The 965-nt window shown below is 49.0% G+C and carries 1 protein-coding gene; it reads left to right on the forward strand.

Annotated elements, in window-relative coordinates; translation table 11 throughout:
• A partial coding sequence (locus J690_RS0104860; RefSeq protein WP_155762603.1) for an Ig-like domain-containing protein occupies window positions 1-965 on the forward strand: 965 nt, incomplete at both ends.

Genomic DNA, 965 nt, shown 5'->3' on the forward strand with positions numbered 1-965 from the left:
ACCCGGTTAACGGGACAGACCCGATTACAGGTACAGCAGAACCTGGTTCAACAGTGACTGTGACTTATCCGGACGGTAGTACAGCAAGTGTTGTAGCAGGACCGGACGGTACGTGGACTGTGCCAAACCCTGGTCTGAATGATGGCGATGAAGTTGAGGCGATTGCTACAGATCCAGCAGGTAACCCATCATTACCAGGCACAGCTATTGTCGATGCAGTTGGTCCAAATACCGATGGTGTCAACTTCGCAGTTGATTCAGTAACAGCTGATAATGTGGTTAATGCATCAGAAGCGGCTGGCAATGTCACGATTACTGGTGTTCTGACAAACGTTCCTTCAGATGCGGCTACTACAGCCGTTACAGTTGTTATTAATGGGGTAACTTATACTGCAACTGTAGACAGTGCAGCAGGTACATGGACAGTAAGTGTGCCTGGTAGTGGTTTAACAGCGGATGCAGATAAAACAATTGATGCCAAAGTAACCTTCACTGATGCAGTAGGTAATAGCAGCACTGTTAATGATACACAAACTTATACAATTGATACCACCGCACCTGATGCTCCAGTAATTAACCCGGTTAACGGGACAGACCCAATTACAGGTACAGCAGAAGCTGGTTCTACAGTGACTGTGAGCTTCCCTGACGGTACCACTGCAACAGTGGTAGCAGGCACAGATGGCAGCTGGTCAGTACCAAACCCAGGTAACCTAGTGGATGGCGATACAGTGACTGCAACAGCCACTGACCCTGCAGGCAATATTTCATTGCCAGGTACAGGTACAGTCTCTGCAGACATCACACCGCCAGTGGTTCTACTTGATGATGTGTTGACGAATGACAGTACACCTGCGTTAACCGGTACAGTGAACGATCCGACAGCCACTGTGGTGGTGAACGTGGATGGTGTTGACTATCCGGCAGTGAACAATGGTGACGGCACCTGGACGCTTGCAGACAAT

Source organism: Acinetobacter sp. 742879, assembly GCF_000588535.1.
In the GTDB taxonomy this organism is placed as follows: domain Bacteria; phylum Pseudomonadota; class Gammaproteobacteria; order Pseudomonadales; family Moraxellaceae; genus Acinetobacter; species Acinetobacter pittii.